This window comes from Citreimonas salinaria (assembly GCF_900107235.1).
Taxonomy (GTDB): domain Bacteria; phylum Pseudomonadota; class Alphaproteobacteria; order Rhodobacterales; family Rhodobacteraceae; genus Citreimonas; species Citreimonas salinaria.
Genome location: NZ_FNPF01000010.1, coordinates 117013 through 134026, shown reverse-complemented (window position 1 = coordinate 134026; position 17014 = coordinate 117013). Strand labels below are relative to the sequence as shown.

The 17014-nt window shown below is 66.4% G+C and carries 16 protein-coding genes and 1 pseudogene; 7 read left to right on the top strand and 10 right to left on the bottom strand.

What is annotated here, in order from left to right; genetic code table 11:
• On the bottom strand, positions 1-348 hold a 348-nt coding region (locus tag BLW27_RS13440), incomplete at its 3' end, for a transposase (RefSeq protein WP_177177903.1).
• A gap of 188 nt (positions 349-536) precedes the next feature.
• Here BLW27_RS13440 and BLW27_RS13435 point away from each other — a divergent pair.
• Both BLW27_RS13435 and BLW27_RS13430 read left to right on the top strand, forming a co-directional pair.
• Entirely contained in the window at positions 537-1511 is a 975-nt protein-coding gene (locus BLW27_RS13435; RefSeq protein ID WP_177177902.1) for a sensor histidine kinase, read from the top strand.
• A gap of 115 nt (positions 1512-1626) precedes the next feature.
• A pseudogene (locus tag BLW27_RS13430) lies at positions 1627-1773 on the top strand (transposase); the annotation flags it as partial.
• Positions 1774-1793: 20 nt separating this feature from the next.
• Here the strand turns inward: BLW27_RS13430 and BLW27_RS13425 are convergent.
• Complete coding sequence (locus BLW27_RS13425) at positions 1794-2459, bottom strand: polysaccharide biosynthesis protein (protein ID WP_177177901.1); 666 nt, start codon at positions 2457-2459, stop codon at positions 1794-1796.
• Here BLW27_RS13425 and BLW27_RS13420 point away from each other — a divergent pair.
• The gene (locus tag BLW27_RS13420) at positions 2373-3527 is read left to right on the top strand and encodes a glycosyltransferase family 4 protein (protein ID WP_089883897.1); all 1155 of its coding nucleotides are present in this window, start codon (positions 2373-2375) and stop codon (positions 3525-3527) included. The two genes, BLW27_RS13425 and BLW27_RS13420, sit on opposite strands and share 87 nt — an antisense overlap.
• Positions 3528-3543: 16 nt before the next feature.
• Here BLW27_RS13420 and BLW27_RS13415 read toward each other — a convergent pair whose 3' ends face one another.
• Both BLW27_RS13415 and BLW27_RS13410 read right to left on the bottom strand, forming a co-directional pair.
• The gene (locus BLW27_RS13415) at positions 3544-4209 is read right to left on the bottom strand and encodes a sulfotransferase family 2 domain-containing protein (protein WP_089883896.1); all 666 of its coding nucleotides are present in this window, start codon (positions 4207-4209) and stop codon (positions 3544-3546) included.
• A 3-nt stretch (positions 4210-4212) separates the two neighbouring features.
• Complete coding sequence (locus BLW27_RS13410) at positions 4213-4905, bottom strand: glycosyltransferase family protein (RefSeq protein ID WP_089883895.1); 693 nt, start codon at positions 4903-4905, stop codon at positions 4213-4215.
• A gap of 530 nt (positions 4906-5435) precedes the next feature.
• Between BLW27_RS13410 and BLW27_RS21710 the strand changes: the two genes are divergently transcribed.
• Entirely contained in the window at positions 5436-5852 is a 417-nt protein-coding gene (locus BLW27_RS21710; RefSeq protein WP_245710878.1) for a hypothetical protein, read from the top strand.
• A gap of 124 nt (positions 5853-5976) precedes the next feature.
• Here the strand turns inward: BLW27_RS21710 and BLW27_RS13400 are convergent, their stop codons facing one another.
• Genes BLW27_RS13400 through BLW27_RS13375 form a run of 6 tightly spaced genes read right to left on the bottom strand, consistent with a single transcriptional unit; the run spans position 5977 to position 13708 of the window.
• Entirely contained in the window at positions 5977-7557 is a 1581-nt protein-coding gene (locus BLW27_RS13400) for an FAD-dependent oxidoreductase (protein WP_245710877.1), read from the bottom strand.
• Complete coding sequence (locus BLW27_RS13395; RefSeq protein WP_089883907.1) at positions 7554-8984, bottom strand: aldehyde dehydrogenase family protein; 1431 nt, start codon at positions 8982-8984, stop codon at positions 7554-7556. Before BLW27_RS13395 ends, BLW27_RS13400 begins: the two co-directional genes overlap by 4 nt.
• Positions 8985-8992: 8 nt before the next feature.
• Entirely contained in the window at positions 8993-10009 is a 1017-nt protein-coding gene (locus BLW27_RS13390) for an amidohydrolase family protein (RefSeq protein WP_089883893.1), read from the bottom strand.
• Positions 10010-10030: 21 nt separating this feature from the next.
• A complete protein-coding gene (locus BLW27_RS13385; protein ID WP_089883892.1) occupies positions 10031-10813 on the bottom strand; it encodes an IclR family transcriptional regulator in 783 nt (260 codons plus the stop codon).
• Positions 10810-12750, bottom strand: a complete 1941-nt coding sequence (locus tag BLW27_RS13380; protein WP_089883891.1) for a TRAP transporter permease — start codon at positions 12748-12750, stop codon at positions 10810-10812. Before BLW27_RS13380 ends, BLW27_RS13385 begins: the two co-directional genes overlap by 4 nt.
• Positions 12751-12760: 10 nt before the next feature.
• Positions 12761-13708 carry a TAXI family TRAP transporter solute-binding subunit gene (locus BLW27_RS13375; protein ID WP_089883890.1) on the bottom strand — a complete coding sequence of 316 codons (948 nt, stop codon included), beginning with the start codon at positions 13706-13708 and terminating at the stop codon, positions 12761-12763.
• Positions 13709-13847: 139 nt separating this feature from the next.
• Here BLW27_RS13375 and BLW27_RS13370 point away from each other — a divergent pair, with 139 nt between their 5' ends.
• The 3 genes from BLW27_RS13370 (at position 13848) to BLW27_RS13360 (ending at position 16938) form a co-directional block, all read left to right on the top strand.
• Positions 13848-15548 (top strand): thiamine pyrophosphate-requiring protein, encoded by a 1701-nt coding sequence (locus BLW27_RS13370; RefSeq protein ID WP_089883889.1) that lies wholly within the window; start codon positions 13848-13850, stop codon positions 15546-15548.
• Between the two features lies 1 nt (position 15549).
• Entirely contained in the window at positions 15550-16275 is a 726-nt protein-coding gene (locus BLW27_RS13365; RefSeq protein WP_089883888.1) for a sulfite exporter TauE/SafE family protein, read from the top strand.
• Positions 16276-16443: 168 nt separating this feature from the next.
• Positions 16444-16938: a RidA family protein gene (locus BLW27_RS13360; RefSeq protein ID WP_089883887.1), complete on the top strand. Its 495-nt coding sequence runs from the start codon at positions 16444-16446 to the stop codon at positions 16936-16938.
• Positions 16939-17014: the final 76 nt, after the last annotated feature.

Here is a 17014-nt window from a genome sequence, read left to right as displayed (position 1 = left end):
CAGCGGCCCGTCGGCGCGGCGATAGGGGACCTGAACGGCCAAGGTCTTCTGCCTCCGGCACAGGGTGGAGAAGTCCGGAACGGGCCAATCCAGCCCCGCCAGTTTCAGCAGGCTCGCCACCATCCCGGCGGTCTGGCGAAGCGGCAGCTTGAACAGGATCTTGATAGACAGGCAGAGTTGTATGGCCGCATCGGAAAACACTGGCGGGCGTCCCGGCCGACCGTCATGCGGCGCGCGCCACGTCATGTCCTTGTCGACCCGGATCAACAGCGATCCCCGCTTCCGCAGTGATGCGTTGTAGCTGGACCAGTTCGTGGTGCGATAGCGGGCGGGAGGAGGCTTCCTCATGCACCGCGTCTAACGCCATGGATTCGAAAAGTGAATCCTTCGCCGTCTGACTTGTGCAACAACGCCCACTGAACCCCACTTGGCCCGGAAGAAACATGGCGTGCGGCTGTAGTTTACTGTCGTGTCCTGCATTAGGCTGCGCGCTGGTGTAAGTTGTGACGGCCCCGCGCGTAAGGAAACTCTTCTCATTGTCAGATGACCTCAAAGCACAGCTCAAGGCGCTCGCGGATTTCAGCCAGTTCGCCTTCCGCTGCGAGGATCTCGACGCGCTGCTGACCCGTGCGGCGGAACTGGTCTCCGAGGCACTCCGGGTGGATCTGGTCAAGGTGCTGGAGCACCGGCCAGACCGTCAGGACTTCCTGCTCCGGGCCGGCGTCAACTGGGCCCCCGGCGTGGTCGGCCATGCCACCTTGGCGGATCATGGGAATTCGCCGGCCGGATATGCCCTGCTCACCGGAGAGCCTGTGGTGTCCAAAAGCGTTGCAGAAGAGGATCGATTCGAGATCCCCGACCTTCTCGTGCGCCATGGGGTGAAGAGCATGGTCAACGTCATTATCGCCGGCGAAGAAGAACCCTTCGGTGTGCTCGAGGTCGATGCCCGCCAAGAGTGCGATTTCGATGAGGACGAGATCGACTTTCTGCACACCTACGCCAACGTTCTCGCCATGGCTGTCGAACGGATGCGACGGCTTGGTACACTTCAACGAGGTGCCCGGGGAGAATCGGTTCTGGCGCGAGAACTCGGGCACAGGGTAAGGAACGTCTTGGGTCTCGTGCAGGCGCTGGCATCCCAGACCGGGGTCGAGGGTCGCTCGGCGCAGGAATTCCGGGACGCGTTCATGGGCCGCCTGCAAGCCTTGTCGAAGGCGGAAGGCCTTGTCTTCGAGGATCACGGTGACGCCGCCGATCCGCGCCGTATCGCTGAAGAGATCCTCGCGCCGCACCGGAGTAGTCGATCCGAAAAGATCGTCATCAACGGTCCAACCGTGCGCCTGTCCGCCCAGAAGGGGCGGATGTTCGGTCTGGCGCTGCACGAACTTGCCACGAACGCGGCGAAATATGGCGCCCTCAAGGGGGCGGGAGGACATGTCAGCCTGGAATGGTGCGTCGATGACACCGCAAAGCCACCACGGCTCCGGGTGCGGTGGCAGGAGTTTGGCTGACCAGACGTAACGCCGCCAGAACGCCGAGGCTTCGGATCGCTGCTGTTGCAACGGGTGGTAGGGCACGAAATGGAAGGCGACGCAGAACTTGAGTATCATTCCGAGGGAGTGATCTATCGGCTCACCGTTCCGCTCGGGTAGATCCCGGCCAACCTTGAGCACAGCGATGTCATTCTGCCTTTCGCTCAAGATCCTGTTCAAGCTGCCGCTTCGCCAGGCCGCCGGGATGGTCGCCGGCCTGCCGAAGCTGGCGGGGCATGACGGGCAATGGGGTAAGGGCTGTCACGCCTCAGGCGCGCGTTGCGCAACAACGCCGTCCGCCACCTTCATGGATGGCATCCTCTTTGCGTAAACCTCGCCGTCGACCCTGTCTTCGAAGATGTGCCAGACCAGTTCGACGTCCTCTTCGAAAGAAATCATGCAGCGCGTCATGCGGCGATCGGTGATCCGGATCACGCCCTTGTCGCGGATCAACATGAAGAACGGAATGGTCGACCCGTGCGAGCCCATGTTGTTGCCGTAGCGCACGACCGAGAACGCCGTCTGCTGCGGCCCCGAGCAGCCATTGTCCGCCACGAACAGCGTGTCCGACGCCAGCTCGGTCGAGCCGTACAGGTCCACCGCGTTGGACGCCTTGTCGGTGGACAGCGCCACGACCGACCTGACCTTCTTGTCGATCGCCGCATCGATGACATTCAACGATCCTTTCATGTTTGTCATGATGCACGCGAACGGGTTGTACTCGGCCGTGGCACGATTGGTCGCGGCGGCGTGTACGACGCGGTCGGTTCTGTCGAAGGCGCGATAGAGTGGTGTCGCTCTGCTGTAGCCGCGGAGCCGATCTTCAGCTACAGAAGCCGGATGAAGCCGACGATCCTGTTGATTACCAAGGATGCGCCCACCCCGGACCGCCGCAAGGCGGGCCTTTTTCCGGTCGCTATTCGACATCATCTGTCGCTCGACGCCAATGTTCTGCTTTATGCGATAGAGGACGGGCTGGGGAGTAAAACCGCTGAGCTAAGTGGTTTCCACGGACTCACCTATGTCAACGCCGAGATGCGCGCGCCCGGAGCGCTGATCGCAAGATGGCCCCGTTTGGCGGCGCAGCATCGCGTTCGGCAATTGATCAAGGCCGCGCGAGCGAACCGAGTAGCCGCGGTCTGCGGCCTGCAAAGCGCTCCGCAGAGCGGACTTCTGGCACAGAGAATCGCCAATGGCATAAAGCGTCCCTTTGCCTCGTGGGAACATCTCACCAGCTACGGGCGGCGTGACGTCGTGCTCGACGACCGCGCACTCGGGCACTTCTTTCGCAACTCCGGCGCGACCGCCGCTGTTTCAGGCGGCACCCTGCAGGCGATCGAACAGCGTTTTGGTCTTTCCCTGAGCAACGGCGTCACGATCCCGAACCCGGTGCCGGACGATTTCGAATTCCTCGAGCCGCCGCAGCCCAATCGTTACACATCGCTTTGCACCGGTCATTTCACCTTCGGAGCGTGGACGAACTGGCGTGACATAAAACGGCTCGATCTGCTGCTTGACGCGTTCGGCCGGATCGCCCCGGACCGGCCGGATGCGCGCCTGATCGTCGCGGGCCCCATGCCGGAAGCCAATCAGCAGACCATCGCCAGCCATACCGCGTCCGAACGCATCGTCAGGCTTGGCAACATCTCGCGCGAGGATATCCGCCACCTTGCACATGCTGTGGATTGCTGTTGCCTTCCCAGCGACCACGAGACCTTCGGCCTTCCCGTCGTGGAGGCGCTGGCCGCCGGACGCCCCGTCATCAGCACGCGAACAGTCGGCCCGACTGAACTGCTTTCCGGCCAGCCCACGCTGGGCCAGCTCGTCCCGCGCAACGATGCTGCCGCTTTCGCCACGGCCATGATATCGGCCATGGACAACGCGCACCTTGTGGAACCGGAGCAGTTGCGCGCGCACGCTATCCGAACCTGCGGCTCGGAGGCGCAGATAGACCGCTGGAGATCGTTTTATCGCGGGCTGGGTCTGAGCGTGTGATTGCGCCTTCGCGGTTTCAGAAAACCACCCGTCCCGCGTGCAGGTCCCTATGTAGGGCGGCGTCCCGGTTATAATGCGCCTCGATCAGCGCGCGCGAGGCCGCGTCCACCTGTGGCCTGGCCGACCGGTTGGCCTTGAGCCTTTCCGGCGTTTCCGAAGGCGCGCCGTCGGTCGCGTAGTCGATCCAGCGAAATACCGGCTGCAGCCCTTTCTCGAACGCGAAAAGCCGATCGCCCGCGGCAAGGAAATCCACCTGCGCCCGCATGTGATTGTCGCGCATCCCCGGGAACTCGCACGCCTCCTCCAGGGCCAGCGGCACCCACTCCGCAAAGGTAAGCGAACGTTTCCGGCCCCGCACCTTGATCCGGCGCGCCTCTGCGCGCGCCAGGGGTCTTGCCAGCCATTGCAACGGCTTCAACGGCTCGGAACGCCAGAGGAACTCGCTCACCATGCGCGATACCGGTTCGCGGACCACGGCAAAGCGGTAATCGAATACAGGCAGGCCAGGGATCGCCGCCACCTGGTCGCGCGTCAGGTGCTGCCTGTGGATTCCGGACACTTTCGGTTCGCCGAAAAGCGACAGGTCGCCCTTCTGCCGCAGGTAAGCCTCCACGCTCGATCCGCCGGTCTTGGGGATGTGGGCGAAGAAGAGGACCGTCTGACGGAACGTGCAGATCGGCATCGCTCAGCCTTTGAACAATCCGAACAACGACTTCAGCGGCCTCTTGCGCCTGTTCGTGTCCTCGGCCGAGTTGAACGTCTTGAAATGCAGGATCTTCGCCTTGGCCTCGTCCTCATCCCAGACCTTGAGGTATTTCGGATAGCGGACATTGTATTCCGGCGGCAGAACGAAAAGCCGCACGTCGCTCAGCCAGACGAGTTCCCGCAATGTGACCTGATCCTTGGCGAACCCGGCATCCGAAAAGGATTGCGCCCAATCGCGCAGCAGTTCCTGCACCTTGTCGCATTTGCGGTATAGCAGCACGCCGCCGTTCAGTTGCGGAAAGGCGTCGGGTATGTCGTGGCGCCAGCGCGCGTTCGTCTGGCTGCGGTTGCGCGCATGCGCATGCGCGGCGGCAAAGTCGAACCGCTCCAGCAGGGCGAACATGCTGCTCAGGTCGGCCACCACGCGGATGTCGCTGTCCAGGTAAAGCGTGCGATCGAAGCGACTGAGCGGCAGGCAATCGACCTTCGAGCGTCGATGGGGCGTGTCGATGACGTGGATCCGGTCGAAGATCCCGTCGGGCACTGCGGCGGCGGCATCGCAAAACAGGTCGATCTGCAGCGCCGGATTGCTGTCGCGAACGCTGCGCGCGGCGGCGCAGGCATCGCGGGTATAGGGTTCTCCGGCCGTGATGAAAACGACACCCGATATCATGGAGGATCAGGCCCTTTCGTTGCGGGGGCCGCAACCCCTTTTGGCCGAGAAACATCAGCGTTCCCGTCCTGTCAACCTCGCGTGCAAAAGCCCAGCCGTCTTGCGCGGCGGTGCCGGCGGCGCGCAAGACCCTGGCCGGGTCCGCGCCACCCCTTGGCCCACAAGTGCTTGAAACCGGAAGACGCGGCGGTTTAGCGTGTCAGCTCTCCTGGAAGAAGCAAGCACTTGGGACTGCTAGGCACATGTCATCCCCGTCGCCCCCCTCGCTCGTGAAGCAGCTCCGTCGCGCTGTCGAAGCGCAGGTTTACCGTCAGACCGTGCGCGATCTAGCGAACAGGTTGCGTTACGGCGCACATGCGCCCCTGTCGGCGATGGCGGTTTATCCGCGCCCGCGGGACATAACCCATTCCTATGCCCGTAAGAAAGGAGGTCGTAGGCTGGGGCGGCAGCAAAGCGGTATGGTTCTGGGCGGGGACTGGGACCTGCATCGGCATCCCGTGGCCGACCACCTCAAGCTTGTCAGTTGTCGCATGCGCTGGATCGACGGCGCCGACTGGGAAGAGACGCCGATTTTCCGGCAGTTGATGCGGCAAATCGATCAGGGGCTTGTGCCGGATGATTGCCGATCGGGGGAAGAGCTCGTGGCGCGCTACCGTCAACTCGACAGTATATTCGAGGAAACGCGCGCGCGCGGCCGGATGTTGGACATGGACGAGTTGCCCGAGTTCCACTACCGGCGCGCGCACGGTGCCACGCTGGTTCACATAGCGCGCGACGGCACATGCCTGCGCAGTGGCGGCGGAGCGCATCGGTTCGCGATCGCGCACATCCTCGATCTGCCGGAAATGCCGGCACAATTGGGCGCCATACATCCTGAGGCGCTGGAAGCGGGCCACCTGGAGAGATTGCGCAGGTCCGCACTGAAACCATCTGCGTCAGGGTTTTGACGCCTAGGTGCAGGCGCTTCGGGACCAGTGTCGGACCCGGCCTTCGTGGCGTGGTGCAGAGGTTTGCTGTACGTCCCCGTATCCCGGACTCGCAGCGGTCTCTCCGCCCTGCGGCGCGTTCGGGTCAGGGCCGCGCCGTTGCCACCCCAACGTCGAGGCGGTCCAGCATGGCGCCGGGGTCGTCGATGCGTGTGCCCGCCCACGCGACGTAGCCGTCCGGTCGCACGAGAACCAGCGGCGCATCGTAGCGGGTCATGTCGACGCCCGTCACGACGCCCAGCGGCACGCCCCGCAATGCCGCCTGCTCGGCAAGCGCGTGCGGGGCCGGGCCGTCTTGGGCCGTAAGCAGCGAGAAACCGGGCCCGAGCGCGTCGTAGACGTTGCCTCCTCCGTCCAGGGGGGCCGGTGACAGGTGATGACCGGCGCGGGCCCGGTGGTCGTGATCGCCTCGGGCGCTGCAGACCCCGCCGGGTGGGCCGAACACGACCGGAGAGCCCTCGTAGTTCGGCTCGAACGCGGCGACTTCCGAGGCTCCCTCGTTGCGGGTGAACCAGGTGTGCTCGAACGCGGCGCGATCGGTGTCCGGAGAATAAGTTTCGAGAAAGGCGCGGTCCTCGCGGATGAACTTCGCGATGAAATCCTCGGCAGTCGAGGCGAAGACCGGCCGGCGTTCCAGATCGTAGCTGTCGAGCAGCGTCTCGCCACCCCATCCCTGCAACCGCGCGGCCAGCTTCCAGCCTAGGTTGCGCGCGTCCTCGAAACCGGTGTTGATGCCATAGCCGCCGTAGGGCGGGTGCGAATGGGCCGCGTCACCCGCGACGAAAATCCGGCCCCGTCGGTACTGGTCGGCGATGGCAAAGCGAAGATCCCAGAACCCGACGTAGTCGAGCTCGACCGCGAAAGGCTGCCCGACGACCCGGTGCAGCATGCCGGCGAAATCGAAGTTGTTCGTCGTGGTGCCCGGCGGGACCGGCGCGTGGAAAAAGAAGGTGGTGTCCTCGTCAACCCGGCCGAAGAACTGCCAGTAGCCCTCCAGGTCCGGGTGCAACACGTTGAAGAACGCCTTTCCGGGAAAGCGCCGCAGCAGGTCGTGAAGCTCGGGCGACCGGAACACCAGAAGCGCCATCAGGCGGTCGTGATCCGACAGGGTCTGCGTGATCCCTGCCGCCTCACGCAGCACCGACCGGCTGCCGTCGCACGCCACCGCGTAGCGCCCGCGCACCGTGTCGGTCGCCGAACCGTCGCGGGCGCTGATCTCGACCGTCACGCCCTCCGCGCCCTGCGTTGCACCCGTGCACGTCCAGCCATAGCGCAGATCGACACATTCGATCCGCGCGGCGCGCGCGCGCAGCACCGCTTCGGTCGCGTATTGCGGCAGACGCTCGTTAGCGGTGAAGTAGTAGTCGCGCACCAGCGCGCGGTTGAGCCAGTCGTAGTTGTACTCCGTCAGAAGCGTGCCGTAGCAGGTCATGCCGCCGATCCCGGCATCCTTGGGAATGGTTCGGGCGGCGCGCAGTTCACGTTCGCACCCCCACGCATGAAAATGCTCGGTCGTGCGCTGGGTCAGGTTCTGGCCCTTCGGGACCGGCTGGGGCTCGGGATAGCGCTCGATCACGCAGACCCGGACGTTGCGTTGGCCCAGCTCGATGGCCAGGCCCATGCCGACGGGGCCGCCGCCCACCACGATGACGTCGTAATCGCTCACAGGACCCCCTGTTCCATATAGATGTGCTTGGTTTCCATGAAGTCGTACAGCCCCTCGATCCCGTGCAGCCGGCCCAGGCCCGACTGGCCGTAGCCGCCGGTTTCGCCCTCGGCGAACAGCCTCAGGTGGGAATTGAGCCAGACCGTCCCGGCGCGGATCGCCCGGCTGGCGCGCATCGCCCGGCCCATGTCACGGGTGAAGACGCTGGCGGCAAGCCCGTAGCGCGTGGCGTTGGCCTTGGCGATGGCCTCCGCTTCGTCGGCGAAGGTCTCTATCGAGACGATGGGGCCGAACAACTCTTCCTGCACGAGAGACGACGACACGTCGTCGATGCGGAACAGCGTCGGGGTCAGGAAGGCCCCTTGCTCCAGGGGCGCCCCCCTGAGGATCAACTCGCCCTCGTCGCCCGCCTGCTCGATCAGCGCCATCAGGCGCTTCTGGTTCGCCCGGTCGATCAGCGCGCCCATGCCGCTGGCCGGATCGCTGCCCGGCCCGGTGCGCACCGCGCGGAAGGCGGCGACGATCTTTTCCTCGAACGCCGGGGCCACCCGTTCGTGCACCACGAAACGCGCCGCGGCTACGCAGATCTGCCCGGCCATGTTCAACGCGCCGTAGGTCAGTTCCTTGACCGCCTGATCCAGGTCGGCGTCGTCGAAGATCACCGCCGGCGCCTTGCCTCCCAGTTCCAGCCCCACGCGCTTCAGCGTCGGAGCCGCCCCGGCCATGATCGCCTTTCCGGTGGCCGATGAGCCTGTGAACGAGATCAGGTCGATGTCGGGCGAAGCCACCATCGCCTGTCCGACCTCGATGCCGCTCTCGTTCACCGAATTGACCACGCCGGCGGGCAGGGACGGGCAATCGGCCAGGCAGCGCATGATCCGCGCATGAACCAGCGGCGTCTGCATCGCGGGCTTGATCACGCAGGTGCAGCCCGCCGCCAGCGCCGGGGCGAGCGAGCGCACCAGAAGCGTCACCGGCGCGTTCCATGGCACGATGATTGCCGCGACGCCGGCCGCCTCACGGTGGAACAGCGACATCTGGCCGGGCATGACCTCTTGCATCGTGCCGCGGATGCCGCGCGCGAGGCCCGCGTAGTAGCGCGCCTCGGAGATCGCGCCCATCGTCTCGCCCAGCGCCTCGCGGCGCAGTTTGCCGTTCTCGGCCACGACCAAGTCGGCGATCTCTTCCCTGGCGGCCTCGAGACGGTCGGCGAACTCGTACAGCGCCTGCGCCCGCTGCCGCGGAGATGCCGACCACGCGGTGCGGAAGAACGTCTCGCGCGCGGCGCGGGCGGCCTGCCCGACAAGATCGGCCGACCCGGCATGCGCCTGCCCGACGACGCTGTCGTCGGCCGGGTTCACGCTGTCGGTCAGGGTGCCTTCGGCCACGAAGTGCCCTGCGATGAAATGCGCCGCGGGATCGGTCACGGGCGCGCTCATACGGTCAGGCCCAGCAGCTTCGCGGCGTTGTCCTGGTACAGCTTGCGCCGGACCTCGTCGGTCACATCGAGCTCGTCCAGGATGCGGATCGTCTCGCGGATGTACATTGGACCCTTCTCGGGATCGAAGGGCGCATCCGACGCGAACATCACGTGATCCTCGCCGAAGAACTCGATCGCGTGCTCGATCGCCTTGCGCGACCCGAACGAGGCGGTGTCGGCATAGAAATCCTTGAAATACTCCAGGTGCGGCCGCTTCAGCGCCTTGCGCACGGCGGCGAGGTCGCGGTCGGTCGTGCGCGCGCCCATCTGGTCCCAGCCGGGGCCGACGCGCCCTTCGAAGAACGGGATCATGCCGCCGGCGTGGTGGGTGATCACCTTCAGGCCCGGATGCCGGTCGAACAGCCCCGAGAACACCATGCGCGCCATCGCGGCCGAGGTCTCGTAGGGCCAGCCCAGCGTCCACCAAATCTCGTATTCCGACTGGTCCTCGGTCAGGTAGTCGGGGAAGTTCGCGCCGCGCGCCGGGTGCATCCAGACGGCCTTGCCGGACTTGCCCATGTAGTCGAAGAACGGCTCGAACTCGGGCAGGTCCAGCGGCTTGCCCGAGACGTTGGTGAAGATCTGCATCCCGCAGGCGCCCAAGTCCTCGATGTTGCGCCGGGCCTCCTCGACCATGGCGTCGGGGTTCGACAGGACTGCCGTGCCGATGAAGCCCGGGAACCGGTCGGGGTACTTCTGGCAGAGCTCCGCTATGCTGTCCGAGCCAACTTGCGCCAGTTCCAGCGCCTTTTCGGGACCCGCGTATTTCTCGAACGGGGGCGAGGCGAGGGACAGGATCTGCTGGTAGTCGGGGCCGAACATGTCCATCACTTCGAACCGACGGTCGAGGTCGGTCATCATCGGCACAGCCTCGGAGCGACGGGTGATGTCCGTCGTCTCGCCCACATGGGCGATCAGGGCGTCGTGAAACGGCTTGGGCCAGATATGGTTGAACACGTCGATCTTCTTCATGCTTCTTCTCCTTTCGCGCCGTCAGGCGCGCGTTCTTTCGGGCTGCGGCGCGCCGCGTTCGGCAAGTTGTGCGCTGATGCGTTCGGCCTTGGTCCAGACGGCCTCGGAGATCGCCGACAGCGCATCGGCGCTTGCGGCGCTCTCGGATAAGGTCAGGCCCAGCGCGGCGACGGGAGACTGCCCGGCGTCGAAGACCGGCGCTGCCACGCCCACGACGCCCGGCGTCACCTCGCCGTAAGCGATGGCGCAGCCGCCGCGGCGCACCGCGCGGAAGCTCTCGGCGACCGCCTCGGGCGTCTCGCCCAGCCCAAGCGCCGAAAGCTGGTCGAGGTTCTCGGCGATCTTGGCCTGCATCTGCCGGCGCGGCAGATGGGCCATGATGGCGCGGCTGATCGCGCCGCGTGCCAGCGGCATCGGCCGCCCGCGCGGATAGCTCGATTTCGGGTTGTCGGCCGAGCATTCCGAATCCACGCACAGCAACCGGTTCCCGTACCAGCGAACCAGAAGTGCAGTGCAGGGCCATGCGTCGCACAGACTGCGCAGCATCGGCGCGCCTGCATCGATCAGCGGATCGGACCGGCGCGCGAGAAAGTCCAGTTCGACCACCCTCGGGCCCAAGGTGTAGGTCGCGCCGGACAACGAGGCGACCAGACCGGCCTCCTTCAGCGTCTTCAGGTAGCGATAGAGCGTGGGACGCGGATGACCGGTCTCGGTCATCATCTCCTCGGGCGTCCATTCGGGCCGGTCCTCGGAGAACAGGCCCAGAAGCGCGAGGATGCGCTCGCCGCTGCCCACACCGCTCATGCGCCCACCTCGACCGTGGGTTTGCGCATCAGCTCAAACACCATCAGACCGGCCCCGCCGAGCACGCCGACCACGTCGCTGACGATGGCGCCGGGGAACATCCCCGCCGGCATCAGCGCGGCGATCCCGAACAGGATGAACAGCCCCCGCATCGCGGGCGACAGCCGGTTCGCGAAGTATCCTGCCAGCCCTGCCGAGACCAGCCAGACGCCCATGCCCGCCGTCACGATGGCCAGCCCGATCTCGACCGGGTCGCCGATCAGGATCAGCGTGGGCGAGAACACGAACAGGACGGGGATCACATAGGCGGACCAGCCGAACCGCATCGCCGCCCAGCCCGTGGCCATCGCCGGCGCCCGCGCGATCGACGCCGCCGCGAACGCCGCCAGCGCGATCGGCGGTGTGATCATCGACATCATGCCGAAATACAGGACGTAGAGATGCGCCGCGATCGGTTCGATCCCGACCTGGATCAGCGCCGGCGCCACCAGCGCGGCCAGCAGGACGTAAACACCTAGCGTGGGCAGCCCCATTCCGAGGATGATGCAGACGATGCCCGACAGCGCCAGCAGCACGATCGCGCTGCCGCCGCCGATCTGGACGAGGGCGTAGGTCAGGTTGAAGCTCAGGCCGGTGACGTTCAGCACGCCGATCACGATGCCCGACGCGGCCGAGATCAGGATGATCTCGACCACCGCGTGGCCGGTCACGGTGAGCGCACCCAGCAACTGGGCAGGGCGCGGGCGCTCGCCTCGGTAGCCAAGCAGCAGCGCGGTCGCCATCAGCACCAGCGTGGCGGCCAGCGCGGCCTTTTCCGGCTGCCAGCTTTCCCAGAACAGAAGGTAGATCAGCACCGCGAAGGCGAGGACGAAATGCACGCCGCGGACGACGTTGCGCGCCGCCGGGATGTTCGATTTCGGAACCGCCCGGATGCCCAGCTTCGCGGCCTCCAGGTCGGCCTGAATGAACAGCGCGACGTAGTAGAGGATGGCCGGCAGCAAGGCAGCCATCACCACCGAGGAGTAGGGAATCGACAGGAATTCCGCCATCAGGAAGGCGGCCGCGCCCATCACCGGCGGCATCAGCTGTCCGCCGGTCGAGGCGACCGCCTCGATCGCGGCGGCCTTGTGGGCGGGGTAGCCGTCGCGCTTGATCATCGGGATCGTGACGACCCCGGTGCCCACGACATTGGCCACCGCCGATCCGCTGATCGCCCCGAACAGCCCCGAGGCCAGGACCGCTATCTTCATCGCGCCGCCCCGGAACCGGCCCATCGCCAGCATCGCGGCGTCGGTGAAGAAGCGCGAGCCGCCGGTGATGCCCAGCAGCGTGCCGAAGAAGATGAAGGCCACGACGACCGTTGCCGCGACCGAAATGGGCAGGCCGAGGATGCCGTTGGAATCGAAGGCCATGTAGCCCGCCAGAAGCTGCCAGTTCTGCGGGCGGCCCTGCAGCCGACCGGGAACCAGGTCCCCGAACAGCGCATACAGCACGAAGACCGAGATGATGATGACCAGCGCCCATCCGGTGGCGCGGCGCAGCGCCTCGAGCGTCAGGACGATGACGATCAGGCCGGGCACCCAGACCTCGGCGGGGCGCGCGAAGATCATCAGCACCAGCTGCGGGTAGCGCAGCGCGATGTAGCCGACCGACACGGCCGACAGGACGGCGAGCGCCACGTCGTACCAGGGCACCGTGTCGCGAACCGCGTCTAAGGTGCGCCTGGCCGGCATCGTCAGGTAGGCGACCGGCAGCGTGAGCATCAGGATCGCGGCCAGGAACTGCTGCGGGTAGAGCCCCAGCCCGAACTGCCGCTGAAGCGAAAAGGCCCAGGCCGCGGCCGTGAGCGGGATCAGCAGCGCCAGCAGGTCGGCCACCGGTTTGGAGATGGTCCGGGAAAGGCCGCGCGCGGCCTTTCCCTCGGGTCGATCGATCACGATCCGCGCCTCACTCGAGTCCGACTTCGTCGAAGAACTTCAGCGCGCCGGGGTGGAACTCGGCCGCGCCCGGATCGCCCTTCATCGCCTCGGGACGGAAGGCGCGGAACGGGGGGAAGGTCTCGGCCATGACACCGGCGTTCTCGTACATCGCCTTGGCCATCTGGTAGACCACGTCGTCGGAAACGCCGGCGTGGGTGAACACCACCTGCGGGAAGGCGATGTAGGTCGCGTCTTCGGTCACGCCGGGCATCGACCCGGCCTCGAGTTCCTGGAAGGTCGCCGTCGGCCAATGCTCGCGCGCCGCCGCCAGCGCGGCGTCGTCCGAGGCGCCCACGGGCAGGGCATAAAGCCCGCCCACCGCGGCGTCGGCTTCGCGGACCTTGCCGGCGCCGTGGGCGAAGATGAAGGCGTCGGCCTCGCCCGCCATGAAGGCGTTGGCGCCGCCCACGACCGACGGCACGCTCACGTGCTCGAACTGGTCGGCGGTCAATCCGGCCGTGGCGAAGATCGCGTCGTATTGTGGCAGGATCGTGTTCTGCGCGGTGTAGCCGTAGGTGATCGTTTGTCCGACCAGATCCTCGAGCGAGCGGATGCCGCTGTCGTCGCGCACGAAGACCGCCTCGACCAGCGGCATCAGCATGCCCACGACGCGGATGTCGTCGTTCTGGACACCGTTCCACCACGCGTCGCCCGTGATGCCGTAGCTGACCTCCTGCAGGTTAGCGACGCCGAATTCGATCCCGCCGGAATTGACGTAGGGCAGGTACTGGTTCGGACTCGTGGCCGGCTGGATCGTCGTGTTCAGCCCGGCCGCGTTGGCGGCGTTCGCGACGGCGGTGCCGATGTTGTGAAACAGCGATCCGGGGTTCGACGTGGCGATGCCCACGGCCTGCGCCGAGGCCCCCGATGCAGCAAGGCCGAGCCCGAGGGCCGCGGCCGCAATGACGTTGCGCATGGTCTTTCCTCCCATTTATCGATGGCACGCCTCTCCCAGGGCAGCCATAAATCCCACATGGTGAGATTCCTGTTCAGTCCTGCACGTGGTTGACGTATAGGCAAGATGAATCTTTCACGGCTTGGGGAGGCGATCGGCGATGGAAGAAGGAACGCGGCATCCGCAAAACGGCGCGGAATCCGTCCTGCTGGGGCTCAAGCGGTCAGGGGTCGACTGGCTCTTCGCCAATGCCGGAACCGATTTCCCGCCGATCATCGAGGCGCTCGCCGCCTTGCCGGCCGACGAGATGCCGGTTCCGGTCACCATTCCGCACGAGACGGCGACGGTCGGCATGGCGCATGGCTATTACCTGGTCACCGGGCGACCGCAGGCGGTGATGGTGCACGTCAATGTCGGTTTGGCCAACGCCGTGATGGGCGTGATCAACGCGGCTTCGGACAACGTGCCGGTCGTGGTCATGTCGGGCCGCACGCCCCTGACCGAGGCCGGCCGTGCCGGCGGGCGCGCCACCCCGATCCAGTACGGGCAGGAGATGTACGACCAGACCTCGCTGGTGTCCGACACGGTCAAGCACCATTACGAGATGCGCTATCCCGAACAGGGAGAGCCGCTGGTCTCGCGCGGGGTGGCGCTGGCCATGAGCGCGCCGTGCGGCCCGGTCTACCTGAGCCTGCCGCGCGAGCCCTTGACCGAAGCGATTCCCGAAGCCGCGCGCCAGCCCGTCACCGCGCGGCCCGCTGCCACGCGGACGGCCCCCGACCCGGCGGCGATCGAGACGCTGGCGGGGTGGTTGCGCGAGGCGCGTGCGCCGGTGATCCTGTGCCAGCGCGGCGATCCCGAGGGGCGGCTGTCCGCCGCGCTGTCGGCCCTTGGCGGCCGCATGGGGATCGGAGTCGCCGAGCCGTTCATGGTGCGCAACGTGTTGCCTTCGGCCGATCCTGTGCTTCTGGGTTATGATCCCGGTGCCGCGATGGACGGAGCCGATCTCGTGATCGCGCTCGATTCCGATACCCCGTGGATCGAACGGCTGCACCGGCCCGGTTCCGACGTCCGCATCGCGCATATGGGGCCGGACCCGCATTTCGCCCGCATGCCGGTGCGCGGGTATCGCACCGACCTTGCCATCGCCTGTGATCCCGCGCTGGGCGTGGCGGCGCTCGATGCAGCGCTTCGTGGCGAGGCGCGGCCCGACCGCGCCCAAGGGGTCGCGGCGCGCGCCGAACGCCGGCGCAAGACCGCGCGCGCGACCGCGCAAGCAGGCAAGACAGACCCGATGACCGCGGAATGGCTGAGCCTGTGCCTGTCGCGCGTGCTCGGCGACGACGGCATCGTCTTCGGCGAACTCGGCGTGTTGCCCGGCATGATGGACCTGGCCGGGCCGAACCGCCTGTTCTGCAACCCGCATTCGGGCGGGTTGGGCTGGGCACTTCCTGCGGCGCTGGGCGCGCAACTGGCCCGCCCGGGGAAGCTGACCGTCGCGTGCATGGGCGACGGCTCGTACATCTTCGCCAACCCCGTGGCCTGCCATCAGATCGGCGAGGCGCTGGGCCTGCCGGTCCTGTCGATCATCAAGAACAACGGAATGTGGAACGCCGTGCGCCGGTCGGTCGTCACCGGCTTTCCCGGCGGCGCGGCGGCTCAGGCCAACGTGATGCCGCTGACGTCGCTCGAACCGCAGCCCGATTTCTGCTGGATCGCCGCGGCCAGCCGTGCGCATGTCGAGCGTGTCAGCGACGGGGCCGCGCTTCCCGCCGCGTTGGACCGGGCGGTCCGGGCGGTGCGCGACGAGCGCCGGCAGGCGGTCCTGGACGTGCGCGTCGCGTTGTCGGACAGCCACTGAAATGCTGCTGACCTTCATCGCCATCGCCCTCGGAGGCATCCTCAAGGGCGCAACCGGCGCCGGGGCGCCGATCCTCGCCGTGCCCGTGCTGGCCGTGCTGTTCGACGTCCCCTTCGCCATCGCGATCCTCGCGGTGCCGAACCTGGTGTCGAACACCTGGCAGGGCTGGCATTTCCGCCGCCATCAGATCGAGGGCCGCTTCACCGCGCACTTCGCCTTCGGGGGCACTCTCGGCGCCGGGTTCGGGACTTACATGCTTGCCCGCCTTCCGGATACGGCGCTGCTGATCCTGGTCTCGGTTTCGGTCTTCGCCTATATCGGGTTTCGCCTGACCAGGCCCGATGCGATCCTGCGTTTCGAGATCGCGCGCCGCCTGGCGCTGCCAGTCGGGTCGGTCGCGGGCATGTTGCAGGGGGCGGCGGGCATTTCGGCGCCCGTCTCGATCACCTTCCTCAACGCGATGCGGATCGAGCGGGCCGCCTTCGTCGCGACGATCTCGTGCTTCTTCGCGATGATGTCGGTCATCCAGATCCCGATGCTGGCGCATTACGGCTTTCTCACGTGGGAGCGTTTCGCCTGGTCCTGCGCCGCTCTCGTTCCCTTGTTCCTCGGCATGCCGATCGGCGCGGTGCTTGCCCGGCACCTGTCGAAGGTCCTTTTCGACAAGATCGTCCTCGCGCTGCTGGCATTGGTGGCTGTTCGCCTGTTGTTCCAGGCCTTAACCTGAGGCGCAGCCATTCGCTGACCGGCAAGCGGACCCGCGACCGGCTTCGTTTCGTTGGCATCCAGGTCGGACACAGGCTCGGCCAAAGATCGCGGGTGCCGCCCGTGCCTTGTGGCATCGGGACCTCGCGGATCTCATGCCGTTGGAAATGATTCCGGAGAGGACCAGAACATGAGAATGCTGATCGCAGTCACCACCGCCGCCTTGATGGCCGCCGGTGCGGTCCAGGCGCAGGACATCGTACGCAACCGGCTTCCCGGCAGCGATTTCCCGATCGCGCAGTCGGTCGAAATTCCGCCGGGCGCGTCGGTCCTCTACGTCTCGGGGCAGGTGCCGCCCGTGGTCGACGAAGAAGCCGAACCGGGCTCGAGGGAAGCCTACGGGGATACCGAAACGCAGACCGTCGGCGTGCTGGAGCGCGTCGATGCCGCGCTTCAGGCCGCGGGCTACACGATGGACGACGTGGTCAAGATGCAGGTGTTCCTGGTCGGAGATCCCGAAAAGGGCGGCGCAATGGATTTCGAAGGATTCATGAAGGGCTACACGCAGTTCTTCGGCGTCGAGCGCGGCAACCTGCCGGCTCGATCCGCCATGCAGGTGGCGGGCCTTGCGTCGCCGGTCTGGTTAGTCGAGATCGAAGTCATGGCCGCGAAGATGCCCGAGTGATGCCGGCGCAGCCGGCGTCCTGCACGGCGTGCAGACTGCGGCGGCTGCCGTTGCCCAAGGGTGCGCCGAACCTGGA

Coding starts and splice junctions, on each gene's coding strand:
- BLW27_RS13420 (WP_089883897.1), top strand. CDS start 2,373: ATGAAGCCGACGATCCTGTTGATTACCAAGGATGCGCCCACCCCGGAC.
- BLW27_RS13410 (WP_089883895.1), bottom strand. CDS start 4,905: ATGATATCGGGTGTCGTTTTCATCACGGCCGGAGAACCCTATACCCGC.
- BLW27_RS21710 (WP_245710878.1), top strand. CDS start 5,436: ATGCGCTGGATCGACGGCGCCGACTGGGAAGAGACGCCGATTTTCCGG.
- BLW27_RS13360 (WP_089883887.1), top strand. CDS start 16,444: ATGAGAATGCTGATCGCAGTCACCACCGCCGCCTTGATGGCCGCCGGT.
- BLW27_RS13390 (WP_089883893.1), bottom strand. CDS start 10,009: ATGAAGAAGATCGACGTGTTCAACCATATCTGGCCCAAGCCGTTTCAC.
- BLW27_RS13370 (WP_089883889.1), top strand. CDS start 13,848: ATGGAAGAAGGAACGCGGCATCCGCAAAACGGCGCGGAATCCGTCCTG.
- BLW27_RS13385 (WP_089883892.1), bottom strand. CDS start 10,813: ATGAGCGGTGTGGGCAGCGGCGAGCGCATCCTCGCGCTTCTGGGCCTG.
- BLW27_RS13425 (WP_177177901.1), bottom strand. CDS start 2,459: ATGTCGAATAGCGACCGGAAAAAGGCCCGCCTTGCGGCGGTCCGGGGT.
- BLW27_RS13375 (WP_089883890.1), bottom strand. CDS start 13,708: ATGCGCAACGTCATTGCGGCCGCGGCCCTCGGGCTCGGCCTTGCTGCA.
- BLW27_RS13415 (WP_089883896.1), bottom strand. CDS start 4,209: ATGCCGATCTGCACGTTCCGTCAGACGGTCCTCTTCTTCGCCCACATC.
- BLW27_RS13365 (WP_089883888.1), top strand. CDS start 15,550: ATGCTGCTGACCTTCATCGCCATCGCCCTCGGAGGCATCCTCAAGGGC.